Raw genomic sequence first — 19775 nt, 5'->3', positions numbered from 1 at the left:
TCAGATTCCAATGCCTTCGAGCTTGGCAACGGTGTTGATGTCTTTGTCGCCGCGGCCGGAGACGTTAATAACGACGGTCTGATCCTTGTCCATGGTGGCAGCGAGCTTCATGCCGTAGGCGACGGCGTGCGCGGTTTCCAGCGCTGGCATGATGCCCTCGACCCGGGTCAGCTTGCGGAAACCTTCCATCGCCTCGTCGTCGGTGACCGAGACGTAATTGGCACGACCGATGTCCTTCAACCAGCTGTGCTCGGGACCGACGCCCGGGTAGTCCAGGCCGGCACTGACGGAATGGGTTCCAGCAATCTGCCCGTTTTCATCTTCCATCAGGTAGGTCCGGTTGCCGTGCAACACCCCGGGGCGACCGGCGCAGAGCGGCGCGGCATGCTGGCCGGTCTCGATGCCGAGGCCGCCGGCCTCAACGCCGTACAGCTCGACCGACTCATCGCCCAGGAACGGATAGAACATGCCAATGGCGTTGGAACCGCCGCCCACACAGGCAACCAGCGCATCCGGCAGCTTGCCGGTCTTTTCCAGGGCCTGACGACGGGTTTCGCGCCCGATCACGGACTGGAAATCACGAACCAACAGCGGGTAAGGATGGGGGCCTGCGACGGTGCCGATGATGTAGAAGGTATCGTCCACGTTGGCGACCCAGTCACGCATGGCGTCGTTCATGGCGTCCTTGAGCGTGCGAGTACCGCTTTCAACCGCGTGCACCTCGGCACCCAGCAGCTTCATACGGAACACGTTCAGGGACTGACGCTGGACGTCTTCGGCGCCCATGAAGACATGGCACTCCAGCCCCAGACGGGCGCACACCGTGGCGGTTGCGACGCCATGCTGGCCGGCGCCGGTCTCGGCGATGATGCGTTTCTTGCCCAGGAAGCTGGCCAACAGCGCCTGACCGATGGTGTTGTTCACCTTGTGGGCGCCGGTGTGGCAGAGGTCTTCCCGCTTCAGCCAGATCTGCGCCCCGCCGGTTTCGCGGCTCAGCCGCTCGGCAAAATACAGTGGCGTCGGCCGCCCAACGTAATCGGCCAGCTCCTTATCAAAGCGGGCCTGGAATTCAGGGTCCTGCTTGAGCTCCTTGTACTGTGTTTCCAGCGTCAGCAGTGAGTCAAACAGTGTTTCGGACACAAACCGGCCACCAAAGGCGCCGAAGTGCCCCCGGGCGTCCGGCAGTGCGCTCAGCATTTCTTCAGTCAGTTTTACAGACACGGCGAACCTCTTTAATGAAATCGGAAATTTTATCGATGTCCTTGATGCCTTTGCTGCGCTCGACACCACCACTGACATCCACAGCCCACGGGCGCACCTGCTCGACAGCGCCGGATACGTTAGCAGAAGACAACCCACCGGCCAATATGAGCGGGAGCGGGCGCGATGCGGGAATGAGCGACCAGTTGAAGGATTGACCCGTGCCACCATACCGCTGTGGATCGTAGGCATCGACCAGCAGGCCAGACGCCTGGTCGTAGTCCTGGAACGCGCGCTCGATCTGTTCGGCGTTCTGAACCCGAACGGCCTTGATCCAGCGGCGTTGGAATTGCGCGCAGAATTCCGGCGTCTCGTCGCCATGGAACTGCAGCAAATCCAGGGGCACCTGATCCAGCGTTGCCCGCACCTCATCGGCCGAGGGGTTCACAAATAACCCAACGGTGGTGACAAAGGCAGGGACCTGGCGCACCAATTCCGCCGCCTGGGCAATGGTGACGGCGCGGGGACTGGGCTGATAAAACACAAAGCCCAGGGCGTCCGCACCGGCCTGCACCGCATCTGCGACATCCTCGGCTCGGGTCAGCCCGCAGATTTTCACTCGTGTACTCATTTCGGCTGTACCGGTTGCTTCACGTGCACATGGGTTGGCGGAATCGGACGGTTGTCCAGAGGGTCAAACCAGGGCCTCAAAAAGCCCGGGCCAACCTCTGCGCCCGGTATCCCGAACCCGTCTGGGTAGCCAACATCCACCAGGTAAAGACCGTGGGGCGGCGCGGTAACGCCGGCCAGGGTCCGGTCTTTTGCCGCCAAAACCTCGGCAATCCAGCCCGGCGGCTGCTCCCCGGCGCCGACGGCAATCAAGGCGCCGGCAATGTTGCGGACCATATGGTGAACAAAGGCATTGGCCTGGACGTCTATTACGACAAAGTCGCCCTTCCGGCTTACTGTGATCTGCTCCAGAAACCGGACCGGCGTTCGAGACTGACAGCCTGCCGCCCGAAACGACGAAAAATCGTGCTCACCGACCAGAGCCTGGGCCGCCGAGTGCATTTGAGCGGCGTCCAGCGGGCGATAGATCCAACTGACCTGACCTCGCTGAATGCCCGGACGGACCGGATAATTATAGATGACGTAACGATAGCGGCGGTAGATGGCGGAAAACCGGGCGTGAAAATCCCCAACCGCGTTTCCAGCCCAGTGGACACTGACGTCGTAGGGCAAGGCGGTGTTGATCCCCATCACCCAGGATCTGACTGGCCGGACCGAAGCGGTTTCGAAGTGGGCAATCTGGTAACTGGAGTGCACTCCGGCATCGGTGCGCCCCGCACAGACCAGCTCGACAGGATGGTTGGCAACTTTTGAGACCGCTTTCTGCAGCTCGGCCTCAACCGAGCGCACTCCGGATTTCTGCAACTGCCAGCCGTGGAAATCGCGACCATCGTACTCAAAGGCAAGCGCAACCCGGCCATTGCCTACATCGACGTCGGTGGTGAGTGGTTGTGGTTCGAGAAACAATCGCCTACCCAAAACAGTGGTGCTGAAAAGCGAAGCGCCGGATCACGTCGAAACAGGGTTCGACGGCCGGCGCTCGCTGCTTGGTTGGCTTAGATTATAACGAATCAGGCCAGATTTTTAAGAAGTTCCTGTGCTTCGGTTTTCTGGTCGCTGTCCCCTTCCAGGGCAACTTCCTCCAGAATGTCCCGGGCGCCATCGCTGTCGCCCATTTCAATGTAGGCCCGAGCCAGGTCCAGCTTGGTCGCTGCCTCGTCGGTACCCGCCAGGAAATCAAAGTCATCATCGTCGCCGAGTTCGTTTTCGTCGATATCGACTGTCTCCGCCATATCGGCGTCCTCACCTACCTTTTCGGAAGCCACGGGAAGCTCGGTCTCTGGATCCGACTCGGAAACCACCTCCGACTCCTCCAGCTCGTCGGCCGGCGCGAGCCCTTCCAGCTCCTCCAGATCCTCGAGCTCCTCGGTGCCAGCGACCTCGGCTTCGGGACTGTCGGCCTCGAGGTTGCCGAGGGTGTCGTCATCGCCCAGGGCATCTTCAAGGTCCAGGTCGTCATCAAGCGCCTGAGCAGGCTCGGCCTCCGAATTGGCGGAATCCGCCGAGTCGGAGAATTCCTCCATCAGCGCCAGGTCTTCATCCGAGACATCCAGCTCAAGATCATCCAGGGTGGATTCCTCAATCTCCTCACCACCCAGCTCGCCATCTTCATCAGCGACCTTGTCGAGCTCGGCATCCAGTTCGTCGAGGAATGACTCATCCAGCGAGTCCATGTCCTCGTCCACCACCTGCTCTTCGGCATCGGCAACTTCGTTGGTGGGCGCCGCCGAGGTCGATTCAGCCTCAAGCTCTTCTTCCAGGGCGCTGTCGAGTTCAAGATCGAGATCAAGCTCTTCGGCTGCCGCTTCGGGCTGCTCAGTGCGATCGGCCGGTTCGTCGAATTCGATTTCCAGGGCCGAATAGTCGTCATTCGACTCGAGGCTCGCCACTTCCGCGTCGTCCGCGGACTCCTCGGCAGCGTCTCCGTCCGACCCCGTGGAAATATCGGACAGATCGTATTCGATCAAATCATCGGCACTCTTGTCTTTCGGAGCCTCCTCAGCCTCGTCCACGGAAGCCGTGGCGGACTCTTCCGCCGATTCGACCTCGTTCAGGTCAAAGTCGGCAAAGTCGCTGTCCAGCTCGCCGAACTCGTTCTCGACCTGCTCTTCCTTCTGTGCGTCGTACTGGTCCGCAAGCAGCTCATCCGACAACTGGAGTTCGTCGTCCTCTTGCTCCGCGGCTTCGGTGGCCATCTCGCTCACCTCGGCGCCGCCGAACGAATCCGAGCGCAACTGGGATTCCAGGTCATCGATGCTCGGCATCGACTCAGCTTCATCCAGCTGGCTGCGAAGGGCCATGGCAGAAGCCGTGGCTTCGTCGTCGTCCAGGGCTTCCAGTTCGCCGAACTGCTTGTCGAACGAGGCGCGATCCTGACTGTCGGCATAAACCGCAAGCAGCTTCAGCCGCAAATCGGTGCGACTGGGCTCACGGGAAATGGCATTCTCCAGGGTTTGCGCGGCCTGCTCGTGACGGCCATAGGCGATGTAGGTGTCCGCCTCGGCAATCGGGTCCTGACCGGCTGCTGGCTCGGCCTCATCGTCATCGAGGCTGAGCGCGAACGAATCGTTCTCATCACCGGAATCACTGTTGAGCTGATCGTAGAAGGCTTTTTCCCGATTGGCGTTGCGACGGGCAATGACCAGCAGAAGCAACAGCAGGAGAATCAGGCCGCCACCCAGGGCAATCTGATAGATCGGGTTCTGTTTGATCGCGTCGATCACGTTGCCCGGGAACGGTTTATCGGCGGCCGGCTCCTGAACGACCGACTGAGCTGGCTGAACCTCCGGCTCCGCTGCGGGTGCAGCGGCCTCGGATGCCTGTGATGCCTCCGGTGCCGCTGTGGCGCTGGCATCAGCCTCATCGGTGGTACTGGTCGCGGCCTGCTCGGATTCAGCCACATCCTCACCGGTCGCTGATTCCTCCCCGGCAACCGCATCGGTCCCGGCCTCGCCATCAGTCACGGCTTCTGCCTGGTCGGAGGCGGAGGCATCCTGAGCTTCGGCACTGGCAGCCGCCTCGGTACCCTCGGCCCCTGACACGTCATCGGCATCGGCGGCAGCGTCGGCCTGGGCGGGCTCGCCCGCGGGCGCGTTCGCGTCGGAACCGGTTCCGGTTTCCGGCGCCACCGCCACGTCGGACTCTTCACCCGCCCGCTGCTGCATATCCGCCAGCTGACTGTTCTTCAGTTCGAGCAGACGCTGCAGGGTCTGTACCTGATCCTGCAGGTCTTCAACGCGGGTATTCAGTTCATCGTTTTCACGACGGGCCCGCTCCAGTTCTTCCATGGCTGCGGCAGAACCGGCGTCTACCCCGCCCGGCAGATCGGCATCGCCACCGGCGGAGCCGCCTTCGGTGGTTTCACGACTGTCGTTATCGGCAACCAGAAGCTTGAGCTCATCACCGCCCGTTCCGGCCTGCTGGGGTGCCGGCTGGGCCGGCTGACTGGCGGTCGCGTCCACGGTGCGGCGGGGGGACTGGAATTTGGTATTCTGCTGGCTGACGGCGCGAGTTGCCTCAGCACGGGTACGACTTTGAACCTGCTCAAGCGATGGCACGCGCAGGATTTCTCCGCGCTTGAGTCGGTTGATGTTTCCGTCAATGAAGGCGTCGGGGTTGAGATCCTGAATCGCCAGCATGACTTGCTGGGTGGACACGCTGTCATTGGGGCGTACGCGGGAGGCGATGGTCCAGAGGGTATCGGAGGCTCCGGTCGGACCCAAGGTTTCGCCCTGGTAGCTGCGACTCAGGGACTGCTCCGCCTGGGTTTGGCGTCGAACCGACTCGGCACTGCGAGCGGGAGCTGGCTGACTGGGTGCCGCCGAGGTCGTCGGGGCCGCAACCTGCTCCTGGATGCCGGAATCTTCGGCGTAGACCGGCGGGTCGACCAGTACGGCGTATTCCCGCATCAGGCGGCCACTGGGCCAGGTCAGTTCCAGCAGAAAGTTCAGGTACGGTTCGCGCAGGGGCTCCCGGGAAGAAACGTTGACGGCCAAGGAACCGTCGTTCTGGGTAACCACCTGAAACCTCAGTTTACTCAGAAACTGGTTGCGGCTGAGTCCAACCCGTTCGTAAGCCGATTCGGGCGCGATGTTGACGAACACATCGCTCGGATTCACTCCGCGGCTTTGGGGCAGAGTGATCTCCGCATCCAAAGGCTCATTCAGATAGGACTGAAGTTCAATTTCTCCCAGCCCCAGGGCCTGTGCGACGCTGGATCCAAGCCCTCCCGCCAGAGCCAGGGCAACCGCAAGCTTGCGTACCTTCATGCTTTTTCCTTTCCAGTCTCCGTTATTCGGTTACTGCTTTGTACAAACAGAATCGGACGAGGTTGGATGACTTCCGTCTGGATCGTTCTAGTTATTATGTCGTGCAATTAATCTTTGGTCCGGCAAGTATTGTTGATAACACTCGGTTTATCAATCAATCAGCCGCAATCCTTGTACCATTTTTTTACCAATCGAGCGGAACCCTCTAGCGTTCCTGAAAATAACAGGGGCGAAGGCTGAAATCAGCCTTCGCCCCTTCCCGGTTTGGTGAAAACCGGACACAGTTGGCATTAATTGCCCCTGCGTAACATTTCTTAACGTTCTTGCAGGATACGCAGCATACGCCGCAGCGGCTCCGCCGCCCCCCACAACAACTGGTCGCCGACCGTGAACGCCGAAATGTACTCGGGCCCCATGGCCAGCTTACGGATGCGGCCAATGGGAACGCTCAGGGTGCCGGTCACCTTGGCCGGCGTAAGCTCTTCCATGGTCGCGTCGCGGTCGTTCGGGATCACCTTCACCCAATCGTTCGCTTTCGCCAGGATGGCCTCGATCTCTGCCACCGGCAGATCCTTCTTGAGCTTGATGGTAAGCGCCTGGCTGTGGGAGCGCATGGCGCCAATCCGGACACAGATGCCGTCGATCGGAATCGGGGAATCGCTGCGACCCAGGATCTTGTTGGTCTCAACACCTGCCTTCCACTCTTCCTTGCTCATGCCGTTATCGAGCTGCTTGTCGATGAACGGAATCAGGCTGCCGGCCAGCGGAACACCGAAGTGCTCGGTCGGGAAATCCCCCGAACGCATGGTCTCGGTGACCTTGCGGTCAATATCCAGGATGGCGGAAGACGGATCGGCCAACTCGGCTTTGACATTGCCGTGCAGGTCACCCATCTGATTGAGCAGCTCACGCATGTTCTGCGCACCGGAGCCGGAAGCGGCCTGGTAGGTCATGGGGGATACCCACTCGATCAGGTCCTCTTCGAGCAGCCCGCCCAGGGCCAGCATCATCAGGCTTACGGTGCAGTTGCCGCCGATGTAGTCCTTGACGCCTTTTGCCAGGGCGTCGTCGATGACGTTCCGGTTGACCGGATCAAGCACGATGACCGAATGGTCAACCATACGCAGGGTGGATGCCGCATCAATCCAGTAACCGTCCCAGCCCGCATCGCGCAGTTTCTGGTAAACCGCAGAGGTGTAATCACCACCCTGACAGGTCACGATCACATCCAGGGTTTTCAGGGTATCGATATCAAAGGCGTCCTGGAGAGGCGGAACCCCCTCCTTGCCCACATCCGGCGCCGGCTTCCCGGTCTGGGACGTGGAGAAAAATACCGGTTCGATATCGGCAAAGTCGTTTTCGTCACGCATGCGCTGCATGAGGACCGAGCCCACCATGCCGCGCCAACCTACAAGTCCAACTCGCTTCATTGCGACCCTTGAACCTCGTTTTATGCCCGCCCGCTGCCCTTATCGCTGGCAGGGACAGGATGGATGATCCCGCGGCAACAGCATGTTGTTGCCGTCGGGTCTCAAAGTTGACTGGAGCAGGCGCAGGCTTAAAGCGCCTTGAGTACCGCCTCGCCCATGTCGCGGGTGGAGACCTGGGTACTCCCGTCCGACATGATGTCGGCCGTTCTCAGGCCCTGATCCAGTACGTTGCTGACCGCCGCTTCGATGGCGTCTGCCGCCTTCTCTTCACCCAGGCTATACCGCAGCATCATGGCGGCACTGAGGATGGTGGCCAGCGGATTGGCTACGCCCTTGCCTGCGATGTCAGGCGCCGACCCGTGGCATGGCTCGTACATGCCCTGCTTTTCAGAGTTCAGGGACGCCGAGGGCAACATGCCAATGGAGCCGGTCAGCATAGCCGCTTCGTCAGAAAGAATATCACCAAACATGTTGCCAGTCACAATCACGTCGAATTGCTTAGGCGCGCGAACCAACTGCATGGCGGCGTTATCGACGTACATGTGAGACAGCTCCACGTCCGGGTATTCCCGGCGCAGATCGTTCATGATTTCCCGCCAGAGCACGGTCACTTCAAGGACATTGGCCTTGTCGACGGAGCACAGCTTCTTGCCCCGCTGCTGGGCAGCCTCGAAGGCCACCCGGCCAATCCGACGGATTTCCGATTCGGTGTAGGCGTAGGTGTTGTAACCCTGCCGTTCGCCACTTTCGAGTTCGCGCACGCCCCGGGGCTGGCCGAAATAGATACCCCCGGTCAGCTCCCGCACGATCATGATGTCGAGCCCTGAAACCACCTCAGGTTTCAGGGACGAGGCCGACGCCAGCTGCGGGTACAGGATCGCCGGGCGAAGGTTGGCAAACAACTCAAGGTTGGAGCGCAACCCCAACAGGCCTTTTTCCGGGCGCTTGGCCATCGGCAGCCCGTCCCACTTGGGGCCACCGACCGCGCCCAGCAGAATAGCGTCGGCTTTTCGGGCCTTGTCCAAGGTATCGTCCGGCAACGGGCTGTCGGTGGCATCCAGGGCGGCGCCGCCGACCAGCCCGGTCTCGAAGCTCAATCCCAGGTCAAACTGGTCGTTGACCTTGTTCAGGACTTTCTCGGCCTCGGCCACGATTTCCGGCCCGATTCCATCGCCCGGCAACATCAATACGGTTCTGGACATGCTTTCTTCCTGTGTCAGATAACTTTAATTTGGCACGAATTACTGGTTGGCACGGAACAGCCAGGGAGCTGACTGACGGCGCTGGGCCTCGTAGGACTTGATGGCGTCCGCGTCTTCCAGGGTCACGCCGATGTCGTCCAACCCGTTCAGCAGGCAATGGCGACGAAAATCATCCACGTCGAAGCCGAAGACCTCACCCGAGGGCGTGGTCACCGTTTTCGCTTCCAGATCCACGCTCAATTGGTAGCCCTCGGACGCTTCCACTTCCTGGAAAAGCCGATCAACCGCTTCTTCTTTTAAAACAATCGGTAACAGCCCATTCTTAAAGCAGTTGTTGTAAAAAATATCTGCAAAGCTGGGCGCGATCATCACCCGGAAGCCAAAGTCCTCCAGCGCCCAGGGGGCATGCTCCCGACTGGAGCCACAACCGAAATTGGACCGGGCCAGAAGCACGCTGGCTCCCTGGTAGCGGCTCTGGTTGAGCACAAAGTCCGGATTGATCGGGCGCTTGGCGCAGTCCTGATCCGGCTTCCCCTCATCCAGGTAGCGAAGTTCGTCAAACAGGTTCGGTCCAAAGCCGGTGCGCTTGATGGACTTCAGGAACTGCTTTGGAATGATCATGTCCGTGTCCACGTTGGAACGGTCCATGGGGGCAACCAGGCCCTGGTGTTGCGTAAATGCTCGCATGGTGTTTCTCCTGTGGATCAGTTCATCAATTCGCGGACATCAACGAAGTGGCCGGTAACGGCCGCCGCCGCCGCCATGGCCGGGCTCACCAGGTGGGTGCGCCCTCCGAACCCCTGCCGGCCCTCGAAATTCCGGTTGGAGGTGGACGCACAGTGCTCACCCTGGCCCAGTTTGTCGGCGTTCATGGCCAGGCACATGGAGCAGCCCGGGTCCCGCCACTCAAGCCCTGCCTCGATGAAGATCCGGTCCAGGCCTTCCTGCTCGGCCTGGGCCTTCACCAAGCCCGAGCCAGGCACCACCATGGCCTGCTTCAGGCTAGGGGCGACTTTCCGCCCTTTCACCACGGCGGCGGCCTCGCGCAGATCTTCAATCCGGCTGTTGGTGCAGGAACCGATGAATACCCGATCCAGCTGAATCTCGGTGATAGCCATGTTCGGGCGCAGACCCATGTACTTCAGGGCACGGACGATGCCTTCGCGTTTGATCGGATCGGCTTCCTGCTCCGGGTCGGGCACCTGGCCATTGACCCCGGCCACCATCTCCGGCGACGTGCCCCAACTGACCTGGGGCGTGATTTCAGCGCCGTCGAGCTCGACGACTTTGTCAAACACCGCATCGTCGTCGCTGTGCAATGTGCGCCAATAGGCCACGGCGGCATCCCATTGCTCGCCTTCCGGGGCAAACGGACGACCGTGCACGTAATTGATGGTGGTGTCATCCACCGCCACCATACCGACGCGAGCACCCGCCTCGATCGCCATGTTGCAGATGGTCATGCGACCTTCCATGCTCAGATTCCGAATGGCGTCACCACCGAATTCAATGGCGTGGCCGGTACCGCCCGCCGTGCCGATCTTGCCAATGATGGCCAGCACCACGTCCTTGCCAGTGACGCCGGGTCCGAGCTTGCCGTTCACCTTCACCAGCATGTTCTTCATTTTTGACTGCACCAGGCACTGGGTAGCCAGCACGTGCTCCACCTCGGAGGTACCGATGCCGTGGGCCAGGCAACCGAAGGCGCCGTGGGTGGAGGTGTGGGAGTCGCCACAGACGATGGTCATGCCCGGCAGGGTTGCGCCCTGCTCCGGGCCGATGACGTGCACGATACCCTGGCGCTGGTCCTTGATCTTGAATTCAAGGATGCCGAATTCGTCGCAATTCTTGTCCAGGGTCTCAACCTGGGTGCGCGATACCGGATCGACGATGCCGTCGATGCCCTTGTCCCGGTCCGTGGTCGGAACGTTGTGATCCGGGGTGGCGATGTTGGCGTCGATGCGCCAAGGCTTGCGGCTGGCCAACCGCAAACCTTCGAACGCCTGCGGCGAGGTCACTTCGTGCAATAACTGACGATCGATGTAGATCAGGGCGGAGCCGTCCTCCCGCTGCTTGACCAGGTGATCGTCCCAGAGTTTGTCGTATAAAGTTTTGCCCGCCATGGTTACTCTCTCATCGGTTGGGGGTTTCTAATTCTGCTGCTATGGAGCTATCTTACTCCTGGGCACTTGATAACCTCAATTCATGTTTTTTATTCATTGCATTCCAAAATGGCATGTTTTAGCGTTTCAGTGATCCGCATCGCACAGGGGCGATGGGGCAACCGTCATCGGGGACCTCACCATGGATTCGAACGCGCTTCGGGCCTTTCTGACCATCGTCGATCAAGGCTCCTTTTCCGAGGCCGCTGAACTGCTGCACCTGACCCAGCCGGCGATTAGCAAGCGACTGGCGGCACTGGAACACCAGCTCGACGTGACCCTGATCGACCGTAGCCATCGGCAGATCCGCTTGACCGATGCCGGCAGTCGTTTGCTGCCCCACGCCCGGCGCATCCTCGACGAGATCCACAACGCCCGGGTGTCGCTCTCCCCCGATACCGACACCCTGGCCGGTGAACTCCAGATCATCGCCAGCCACCACATCGGCTTGCACCATCTGCCCGACTGGCTCCGGCGCTTCTCCAGCCAACACCCGGAAGTTCGGCTCAACCTCCAGTTCATGGAATCCGATGCGGCCTATGCCCAGATGCGCAAACGCAGTGCCGAGCTGGCCTTCGTCACTTTGAGCGACAGCATGGAGGGTCATTTCGTGGTGCATGAGCAATGGCCGGATCCGATGGCCTTTGCCGCCGGCCCCGACCATGCCCTGACCCGGCGAGGCCGGGTGACCCTGGCCGATCTGGCCGAGTATCCCGCCTTGCTCCCGGATACCGGAACCGCCACCTATCGAACGGTCAGCCGCCTGTTTCTGGAAGCCAATCTGCCGCTGCAACAGCAATTCCCGACCAATTATCTGGAAACCATCAAAATGATGACCAGTGTCGGGCTCGGCTGGAGCGTGCTTCCGGTTCGCATGCTCGACCGATCGATCCGCCCGCTGGAACTCGACCACCGTGTCACCCGGGTGCTGGGCGCAGTGGGCCTGGCGGGCCGGCAACTGAGCCCCGCTGCCAAGGCCTTGCTCGCCATTGTGCACGAACAGGAAACCACCACCGGTTTGCTACCTTGACGCCATGGACGGCGCCTTGGGTGGTGGCCTCAAGCCGCGCCAGGTAACCAGAATGGCCACCAGCATAGTAGCGGCGCCACCCCAGAACGCGGCCGGTGTGCCAAAGCCGTCCACCAGGAACCCAGACAGCCAGGCGCCGACGGCGCCGCCGGCGCCAAAGGTCAGGCCGCTGTACAACGCCTGCCCCTGACCGTGATGGTGAGCGCCAAAGAAGCCCTGAATGTACTGGACAGAGATGGCGTGCAGCGCCCCATACGAGGCGGCATGAAGGCACTGGGCCAGCAACAGCACCCCGATGACGTCGGTCAGCTCGGCGATGAGCACCCAGCGGATCATGGTCAGCGCAAGCGCGCCAATGGCGATCTGGCGAACACTGAAACGCCGGGACAATCGATGCATGATCAGAAACAGGCCAATCTCCGCAATCACACCCAGGCACCACAACAGGCCGATCGACAGCTTACCGTAGCCGTGTTGTTCCAGATGAATGCTGAAAAAGGTGTAGTAGGCGCCGTGCGACACCTGCAACAGGAAATTCATCAGGAAAAAGGCGATGACGGCCGGGTGACTGACAATTTTCTTGAGGCTGCCCGTAGGCGCCCGGGGTTTGCGCTCACCGCGCTCCGCCGGCACCAGAAAAGCGGACACCGCGATGCCGGCGAACACCGGCAGCAACAGCCAGGGCAAGGTGGCAATGGGCACCAGCTCCAGCAGACCACCCACCAGCCCTACCGCGCCTATGAAGCCGACCGAACCCCACAGCCTGACCTTGCCGTAGCGGTCCCGGTGCTCGCCCAGAGTCCGCAAGGTAATGACCTCGTACAGCGGCAGAATGGCGTTCCAGAAAAACGTGAACGCCAGCATGACCAGCAACAGCCCGTAGAAGCCAGGCTCAAGGAACACGCCAGCGAAGAACAACGAACCGGTAATCGCGCCAAACCGGACCAGGCGCACCCTCTGCCCGGTACGGTCCCCGAGCCAGCCCCAGACACTCGGAGCGATGATCTTGGTGAGTTGGATGGTCGCCATGAGCGTGGCGATCTGCAGATAGGAAAAGCCGCGGCCCTCCAGATACAGCGACCAGTAAGGCAACAGGCCGCCGAGGAGGGCGAAAAACCAAAAATAGAGATTGGAAAGGCGCCAGTAAATAACAGACCCCTCAGCCGGGAAAGTCAGGTCTCGGTGCCACCGTTACAGCTGGCCGAGCACCGGCGTGGTTACCGATACATCCGCGTTCTGGCCCCGGTGACGGAGGTAATGATCCATCAGCACGATGGCCATCATCGCTTCCGCAATCGGCGTTGCCCGAATGCCGACACAGGGGTCGTGACGACCCGTGGTGATCACCTCCACCGGATTGCCATGGACATCAATGCCCCGCCCCGGCAAACGCAGACTGGAGGTCGGCTTGAGGGCAATGCTGGCGGCAATGGGCTGTCCCGAGGTAATGCCGCCCAGCACGCCCCCGGCGTTGTTGGACAGGAACCCGTCCGGCGTCATCTCGTCCCGGTGCTCGGTGCCCTTCTGCTCGACACTGTCGAAACCGGCGCCCACTTCCACACCCTTGACGGCGTTGATGCTCATCAGGGCGTGGGCCAGATCGGCATCAAAGCGGTCAAACACCGGCTCACCCCAACCGGGTGGCACGCCGTCGGCAACCACGTTGATCCGGGCGCCAATGGAATCCCCTTCTTTGCGCAGGGCATCCATGTAGGCTTCCATCTCCGCGACCTTGTCCGGGTCCGGACAGAAGAACGGATTCTGATGCACCTGGTCCCAGTCCAGTTTCTCGACCTTGATCGGGCCCAGCTGGGACAGGTAGCCGCGGATGGTGATGCCCAAGCGCTGTTCCAGGAATTTGCGAGCCACCGCACCGGCGGCTACCCGCATCGCAGTTTCGCGGGCCGAGGAACGGCCCCCACCACGGTAGTCCCGGAAGCCGTATTTGTGCATGTAGGTGTAGTCGGCGTGGGCCGGCCGGAACTGCTCCGCAATCTTCGAGTAGTCCTTGGAGCGCTGGTCGGTGTTTTCAATCAACAGGCCAATGGGCGTGCCGGTGGTCTTGCCCTCGAACACACCGGACAGAATCCGCACCTCGTCCGCCTCCCGTCGCTGAGTGGTGTGACGCGAGGTGCCGGGCTTACGCCGATCCAGGTCGCGCTGCATGTCCGCTTCGGAGAGCTCGAGTCCCGGTGGGCACCCGTCGATGATGCAGCCGAGGGCGGCGCCATGGCTCTCACCAAAGGTGGTAACGGTGAACAGTTTTCCTATGGTATTTCCCGACATGATTCAGCACTTTATCCAAGTTTTTTAAGAAAGCAGTTTACGTCTTTTGATGCCACGCCCGAAGCGCTTCGGCGGTCACCAGGAACACTCCGCTACCACCGTTTTCAAAGTCCAGCCAGGTCAGCGGCAAATCCGGATAGGCCTCGTCCAGGGCCACCCAGCTGTTCCCGACTTCGACGATCAGCAGGCCCTCAGGGCTCAGATGCTCCAGCGCGCCGGTCAAAATCCGGTGGGCCAGATCCAGCCCGTCCGCCCCGGCCGCCAGCCCGAGTTCGGGCTCGTGGCGGTATTCCTGCGGCATCCCGGCGAGGTCTTCCGCGTCCACGTACGGCGGATTGCTCAGGATGACGTCAAACTGACCCTCGATATTCTCAAACAGATCCGAGCGCACCGCCCGCACCCGATCCTCGACCCCGTGATAGGCGATGTTCGATTGCGCCACCTCGAGCGCCTCCGCGGAGATGTCGGACAACACCACTTCCGCTTCGTCGAAGACCGACGCCGCCCCGATACCGATGCAGCCGCTGCCGGTGCACAGATCCAGAATCCGATTGACCGGTGTGTCACCCAGCCACGGCTGCAGACCGTTTTCCAGCAGCTCCCCAATTGGCGAACGGGGGACCAGGACCCGTTCGTCAACGTGGAACGGCATGCCCATGAACCAGGCTTCCTTGAGCAGATACGCCAGGGGCACGCGCTCACTGATCCGGCGCTTGATCCGCTCCAGGATGGTCTGACGCTCCTCCCGGACCAAACGGGCATCGAGAAACAGCGTGTTGTTCTCCAGCGGCAGGTTCAGGGTCCGCATCACCAGTTGAACCGCCTCGTCCCAGACATTGTCCGTGCCATGACCGAAGTACAGTTCCGAGGCGGCGAATTGGGACGACGCATACCGGAGGAAGTCACGGACGGTGTGGAGATCATCAATTGGGCTGGTCACGAATCTGGATCCTGTGGCGCAAATGTCAGCGCGGCATTATACGCTGAATACTTGCCAGCCTGCAGCTCCTGTGACCACAGCGCACCAGAGAGGCGATTAAATCGCCAGAGGGCCTGAGCTGTTGCGATTGGTTTCAAACTTGTCCAGAGCCAGGGACATGCGCTCACGACCGAGCTGTATCAACTCCGGTGCCTTGTGGTAGTCGTAACTTCGACAGGCATTCTTGGGAACATTGACCAACAAATCCGGCGGGTATCCCGCCAGCTTGTACTGCACCAGCGCGCTTTGCATGGTTTCCACAGTCAGGTTCATGACGTCGAACTTGCCTATGCCCAGCTTGTCCCAGTCGATGGTTTCATGCTCCTCCTGGGCACTTTTCGCGGAGGGCTTGGCCGCCTCCGCCTTCTGGTCCTTTTTGTTCATTTCCCGGGAAATCTTGTCCTGGGGTGTTTCCTCGGTGTCGGGCTTGCGCGCCGCCAGGGACTTGATGGTGTCCCAATCGAACCAACGGGAAGCCTTGTCCCGGATGGTGTCCACCCACTCCTCCATGTCACCACCCTCGGCCTCCGGGCTGAAGGCGGCGTCGGGAATGCGCTGGGTGCGTTCGTCTTCGCCACTGAGGTTTACCGCGACAATGATGTCGGCGTGGGAAGAGATGGTGGGAATGATCGGCAGCGGGTTCAACAAGGCCCCGTCCACCAACACCCGACCGTTCAGCACCAACGGGGTGACCACGCTGGGAATGGCCACCGAAGCGCGAATGGCCTGATCAAGGGGACCCTCCTGGAACCAGATCTCCTTGTGGGCCAACAGGTCCGTGGCAACGGCCGTGTACGCCAGTGGCAGATTCTCGATGCGGATGTCGCCCAGCATTTCCCGAACCACGGAGAAGATCTTTTCACCCCGGATGGCCCCGACCGAATTGAAGGTTACATCCAACAGCTTGAGGACGTCGAACTGGCCCAGCCCGGTCACCCAATCCTTGTATTCCTGCATCTTGCCCGCGGCAAACATGCCACCGATCAGGGCGCCCATGGAACAGCCGGAAATGGCGATGATGTCGTAGCCCCGCTCCACCAGCACCTCAATGGCGCCGATGTGGGCGTAGCCCCGGGCGCCACCGCTGCCCAGGGTAAGTGCTACGGTTTTTCGCCGCTTGGCTGGCTGGGTCTGCTGCTCGGAGGATTCGACCGAGGTGGCCGACACGTCCGAGCTTTTCATGACGGTAGAGGCTCCGTCTTCGGTACCGGATTCCACCGTTTTTTCCGAGCCCGGTCCCTCGTCGCCGGCCGATGCTGCCATGTCCGTCACCTTGTGATTACCGTAATTTCAACCCGGTCGCCCTGCCGGTTCGGGTCGCTCAGAGGGATCGCCGGTCCCACCACGATGACCTCCTGCTGCCCAGCCGACACCCCGGTCTTGGCGAGCACTTCCGACAGCGATGCTGCGGCCTCGCCCGCCCGGGACATGGCGTCCTGGAAACTTTCGTCACCACCCAGGGCCGCAAAGGCGGTCAGCACCACCGTTGCACCCTCGGCCGATGCCCACTCCGATATCCGGCGCCGGTCTGTCGCGGACCAGTCAAACCGAAAGGTAATGCCCCCTTGCCAAGGCACCACCACCGGCCCCTTGACGCGACTCTCGGCGCTGCCCAGACCCGGCACTGTGGCGCCACTGCCCACCGCCAGATGCTCAATCCAGACGTATTCCCTGAGATTACCCCGGGTGACCGTGTAGACAAGGGTCAACCAGCGACTGCCGTCTGCCGCGGTACTCCCGGCCACCAGGTAGTCCTGGGTGGCGTCGCGACCGTACAGCACCCGCTGCCCGAAGATCTTGTTGGCCCAGACATTACTGCGACCGCAGGCAATGCTGCTGCACTCAAACAGCACCTGCGCACCCCTGGCCTGCAGGAGCCTCAGGTAATGATCCCTCGCCTTCTGACGACTGGAATCCCGGTCCACCTGATACAGCCGCCCCTCACCGCTTACCGGCAATCGAGCCATCGTTTCCGAGCGAATCTGGTTATTAACCTCTCGGACCGGGCTGAACAACACGAGGTGGCCCGAGGACTCGATGCGGGTGGAGGTTTCCAGGGTGGATTGCGCAAACGCCTCGGGGAACGCAGAAGGCACCGCCGCCCAGGGTTTTCCCGGCAGGAAAGCGGTAAACAGCATTACACAAACGGTCAGGAAGAACTTTTGCAAAGTACTACTCATTGGTCAGGAATTGTTTGACAGCCAGGGTCACAGGCGCGGTATCGCCGTCCAGATGACAGTGGTGACCACCCGGGACGTCCGCCACCCGCAGGTTCTGGATCACCTCCCGACGGAGGTCGATACCCTTGCGGGCAGCCAGCAGGCCCTCTTGAGCTCGTACGAACAGGGTGGGCGTAGCGATTGCTTTCAATGACGCGATGACCTGTTCTTCGCCCATCATCATCGGCGTGGGATGCCGTAACCGGGGGTCAGTGCGCCAGACCAAGCCCTCACCTTCGGGCTTCATGTTTCGCGGCGTCAGCGTCAGGGCCGCTTCCGGACTCAGGGGACTGAGCCCGCCCTCGCGAGCCTTGGCGGCGGTTTCCAGATTGGGATAAATGGTTTGCCGGCCGGACCCGGCCAGGCGCTTGTTGATTGCCCGACGAAGCTGGGGAATGGTGTCCTCCGCCGGCCGGCTGAGCGCGCCCAGGCTGTCGATCATGACCAGCCTGCGCACCCGCTCCGGAAAGGCCGCGGCATAGAGCGCACAGACAATACCGCCCAGCGAGTGTCCGACCAGATCAACCTGATCGTCCTCCCCGGTCAGCAGATGGGTGTCGAGCAGCTCCGCCAGGTCCGCCACGTAATCCATGAGCAGGTAATTCTGGCCGGCGGGGCGATGACCGGAGTGGCCGTGACCGGCCATATCAATGGCGTGGACCGTGGTTTGTCGAGCCAGCTCCGGCGCCAGCCGGACAAAGGTCAGGCTGTTGTCGAGCCAGCCGTGGAGCATGACCACCGGCGGTGTCCCGGTCGCAGAATTCCCGGCCTTCCAGGTCAGACCGGACAGGGAGATGTAGCGCAGGGGCCAGTCGGCCTCCTGGTACTGGGCCGACCGGACCGGCGATGAGGTTGGTGCTTCGGCAATGTCATTCATGCAACGGTGGCCCTCACATGGTATGGGTGGGGCGATCCGAGCTCAGGGACCCTGCAAGGTATGATTCGATCTTGGTGCGGGCAGTCTCGTCGTCGCCATTGAACTGGACGCCAATACCAGCGGCGCGATTGCCCTGGGCGCCTTTGGGCGTGATCCAGATAACCTTGCCGGCGACTGGGATTTTCTCCGGCTCATCCATGAGGTTCAGCAGCAGAAACACCTCGTCCCCGAGCTGATATTGCTTCTGGGTTGGGATGAACAGGCCGCCCTGGCGGATATACGGCATGTACGCGGCGTAGAGTACCGCCTTGTCCTTGATGGTGAGGGTGAGTATGCCGCTGCGTGCACCAAATCCGGGACCCATAACTGACACCTTTCTTGTGTTGGCTCTTTGTAAGATTGGTTCAGGGAGGGAAAATCCCTGTCATTCCGCAATCATAGCAGTTGTTCAAGGGAAAAGTGCAATGCCCGACGTCGTTATCCGGCCCGGCGCCGAGTTGGCATCAGTTGCTGCCAGGCCATCAGCAGTCGGGCAGCCTCCAGCTCCGGGTTGGCGTTGTAGACTCCGGCCGCCCTGGCCTCCCGAACCATATCGAGCAATTCGTGGGCTTTCCAGACCGGGTTGGATCTGGCCAGAAAGCCCAGCATGTCCTCTGCCTCGGCATCGACCGGGGCACCGCCAGCGCCGATCCGGGCCAGATCGGCGGCCCAGCTCTCGAACAGCCAGAGACTGTCCTCCAGGCCCAGCGCCTTGAAGGCCTTGGCCGCTTCGGCCACCGGAATCTGGTTCTTCATGAATTGCTTGAACCCGTCAAAAGCCTGATCCCGCAACCCGATGAAATCACCGGTCGCGTACTCCAGCGCCAGCCTGGGAGCGTTGCCGGCCAACATCAGGGCTTTCGCCAGTACCGTCGCCTCGGGCCGCGAGCCCTCCTCCATCGTCAAGACCTGCTGCGCCAACCACTCGTTGGCGACCTCGGCCGTCGGGTTCGGCAAGGTCATGGCCTGGCACCGGGAGCGTATGGTTGGCAATACCGGTCGCCCCGCTTCCTGAAGCAGCAACAACGTAACGTCCGGCTGCGGCTCTTCCAGGGTCTTGAGCAGAGCGTTGGCGGCGTTGATGTTGAGCTGATCCGCCCGGTCGATGATCGCGACTTTGCGCCGGGCCACCTGAGGCGAGGCGACTGCAAAGCCCGACAGGGCCCGAATCTGGTCGACCTTGACCATCCTGGACTTTTCCGGAGCGTACACCCGGATATCCGGATGACTCGCCGCGCGCACCAGCTCGCATTGCTTGCATCGGCCGCACGCTTCTGGCGCTCCCGCATCGAGATTCTCCGGGGCGTCACACACCAGCAGGCCCGCGACGGATTCCGCCCAGTGGCGCTTACCAACGCCACGTTCGCCGGTGATGATCAGGGCGTGGGGCAACCGGTCCGCCGCCAAGCGGTTCTGGATGGTCGACCAGGCGGCCTGGTGCCAGGCCATTGTC

17 protein-coding genes are annotated in these 19775 nt (G+C 61.4%); 1 reads left to right on the top strand and 16 read right to left on the bottom strand.

Annotated elements, in window-relative coordinates; all coding sequences use genetic code 11:
• The 8 genes from trpB to leuC all read right to left on the bottom strand — a co-directional run bounded on the left by trpB (position 1) and on the right by leuC (position 10853).
• Positions 1-1209 carry a tryptophan synthase subunit beta gene (gene trpB, locus U5822_RS14715; RefSeq protein ID WP_425259424.1) on the bottom strand — a complete coding sequence of 403 codons (1209 nt, stop codon included), beginning with the start codon at positions 1207-1209 and terminating at the stop codon, positions 1-3.
• Positions 1202-1831 (bottom strand): phosphoribosylanthranilate isomerase, encoded by a 630-nt coding sequence (locus U5822_RS14710; RefSeq protein WP_322856360.1) that lies wholly within the window; start codon positions 1829-1831, stop codon positions 1202-1204. Before U5822_RS14710 ends, trpB begins: the two co-directional genes overlap by 8 nt.
• Positions 1828-2736, bottom strand: coding sequence for a tRNA pseudouridine(38-40) synthase TruA (gene truA, locus U5822_RS14705; RefSeq protein ID WP_322856359.1), 909 nt, complete (start codon positions 2734-2736; stop codon positions 1828-1830). Before truA ends, U5822_RS14710 begins: the two co-directional genes overlap by 4 nt.
• 104 nt (positions 2737-2840) lie before the next feature.
• On the bottom strand, positions 2841-6098 hold the full coding sequence (locus U5822_RS14700; RefSeq protein WP_322856358.1) for a motility hub landmark protein FimV: 3258 nt from the start codon (positions 6096-6098) through the stop codon (positions 2841-2843).
• Between the two features lie 314 nt (positions 6099-6412).
• Complete coding sequence (gene asd, locus U5822_RS14695; RefSeq protein ID WP_322856357.1) at positions 6413-7528, bottom strand: aspartate-semialdehyde dehydrogenase; 1116 nt, start codon at positions 7526-7528, stop codon at positions 6413-6415.
• 128 nt (positions 7529-7656) lie between these two features.
• Positions 7657-8730: a 3-isopropylmalate dehydrogenase gene (leuB, locus tag U5822_RS14690; protein ID WP_322856356.1), complete on the bottom strand. Its 1074-nt coding sequence runs from the start codon at positions 8728-8730 to the stop codon at positions 7657-7659.
• Positions 8731-8769: 39 nt separating this feature from the next.
• Positions 8770-9417, bottom strand: a complete 648-nt coding sequence (gene leuD, locus U5822_RS14685) for a 3-isopropylmalate dehydratase small subunit (protein WP_322856355.1) — start codon at positions 9415-9417, stop codon at positions 8770-8772.
• A 17-nt stretch (positions 9418-9434) separates the two neighbouring features.
• Entirely contained in the window at positions 9435-10853 is a 1419-nt protein-coding gene (leuC, locus tag U5822_RS14680; protein ID WP_322856354.1) for a 3-isopropylmalate dehydratase large subunit, read from the bottom strand.
• A gap of 181 nt (positions 10854-11034) precedes the next feature.
• Here leuC and U5822_RS14675 point away from each other — a divergent pair, with 181 nt between their 5' ends.
• Positions 11035-11922, top strand: coding sequence for a LysR family transcriptional regulator (locus tag U5822_RS14675; protein ID WP_322856353.1), 888 nt, complete (start codon positions 11035-11037; stop codon positions 11920-11922).
• On the opposite strand, the gene U5822_RS14670 is transcribed toward U5822_RS14675, so the two are convergent.
• The 8 genes from U5822_RS14670 to U5822_RS14635 form a co-directional block, all read right to left on the bottom strand.
• Complete coding sequence (locus tag U5822_RS14670; protein ID WP_322856942.1) at positions 11914-13071, bottom strand: MFS transporter; 1158 nt, start codon at positions 13069-13071, stop codon at positions 11914-11916. The genes U5822_RS14675 and U5822_RS14670 overlap by 9 nt on opposite strands.
• 42 nt (positions 13072-13113) lie before the next feature.
• Positions 13114-14208, bottom strand: a complete 1095-nt coding sequence (gene aroC, locus U5822_RS14665) for a chorismate synthase (RefSeq protein ID WP_322856352.1) — start codon at positions 14206-14208, stop codon at positions 13114-13116.
• Between the two features lie 37 nt (positions 14209-14245).
• Positions 14246-15148: a 50S ribosomal protein L3 N(5)-glutamine methyltransferase gene (prmB, locus tag U5822_RS14660; RefSeq protein WP_322856351.1), complete on the bottom strand. Its 903-nt coding sequence runs from the start codon at positions 15146-15148 to the stop codon at positions 14246-14248.
• Between the two features lie 96 nt (positions 15149-15244).
• A complete protein-coding gene (locus U5822_RS14655) occupies positions 15245-16450 on the bottom strand; it encodes a patatin-like phospholipase family protein (RefSeq protein ID WP_322856350.1) in 1206 nt (401 codons plus the stop codon).
• 5 nt (positions 16451-16455) lie between these two features.
• Positions 16456-17325 (bottom strand): DUF4892 domain-containing protein, encoded by an 870-nt coding sequence (locus U5822_RS14650; RefSeq protein ID WP_322856349.1) that lies wholly within the window; start codon positions 17323-17325, stop codon positions 16456-16458.
• Between the two features lie 34 nt (positions 17326-17359).
• On the bottom strand, positions 17360-18283 hold the full coding sequence (locus tag U5822_RS14645) for an alpha/beta fold hydrolase (RefSeq protein ID WP_322856348.1): 924 nt from the start codon (positions 18281-18283) through the stop codon (positions 17360-17362).
• 13 nt (positions 18284-18296) lie between these two features.
• A complete protein-coding gene (locus tag U5822_RS14640; protein ID WP_008171779.1) occupies positions 18297-18647 on the bottom strand; it encodes a PilZ domain-containing protein in 351 nt (116 codons plus the stop codon).
• Positions 18648-18760: 113 nt separating this feature from the next.
• Positions 18761-19771 carry a DNA polymerase III subunit delta' gene (locus U5822_RS14635; RefSeq protein ID WP_322856941.1) on the bottom strand — a complete coding sequence of 337 codons (1011 nt, stop codon included), beginning with the start codon at positions 19769-19771 and terminating at the stop codon, positions 18761-18763.
• Positions 19772-19775 lie beyond the last annotated feature (4 nt).

Origin of the sequence: Marinobacter qingdaonensis, assembly GCF_034555935.1 — a bacterium.
Lineage (GTDB): Bacteria > Pseudomonadota > Gammaproteobacteria > Pseudomonadales > Oleiphilaceae > Marinobacter > Marinobacter qingdaonensis.
The sequence above is the reverse complement of the archived record's forward strand: the minus strand, read 5'-3'. Positions and strand labels throughout refer to the sequence as shown.